Annotated in this window: 1 protein-coding gene; it reads left to right on the forward strand. The window is 38.6% G+C overall.

What is annotated here, in order from left to right; genetic code table 11:
* Nucleotides 1-67: 67 nt before the first annotated feature.
* On the forward strand, nt 68-412 hold a 345-nt coding region (locus tag A5N85_RS13700; protein WP_072577637.1), incomplete at its 3' end, for an IS630 transposase-related protein.

Raw genomic sequence — 412 nt, forward strand, 5'->3', positions numbered from 1 at the left:
ATCTATCCAAAGCAGATATAAAGAACAACTTGTAGTAGAATTATCAAAAACAAACTGAGCATATCCTATGACCTACTGTAGCCAATTCCGACAGAAAATTCTTAACGATATTGCTAATGGAGAAACTTGGCGCGCTGTTGCAAAGCGCTACAAGATCAGCAAATTCACCGTCTATAGCTGGATTAAAAATCCCCATCCTAAAGGCTTTACTGAGCGTAAACCCTCAAAGATTGATGATGAAGCCTTGCTTAAGGATATTGAGCAGTATCCTGATGATTACCAATGGGAAAGCGCTAGACGTTTTAATTGCTCGCAATCAGCGATTTGTTATGCTCTAAAGCGACTAAAGATAACGCATAAAAAAAGATTAACCAACATCCAAAAGCCGACACAGAGAAAAGAGAACACTTTC

Origin of the sequence: Suttonella ornithocola (assembly GCF_001889065.1) — a bacterium.
In the GTDB taxonomy this organism is placed as follows: domain Bacteria; phylum Pseudomonadota; class Gammaproteobacteria; order Cardiobacteriales; family Cardiobacteriaceae; genus Suttonella_A; species Suttonella_A ornithocola.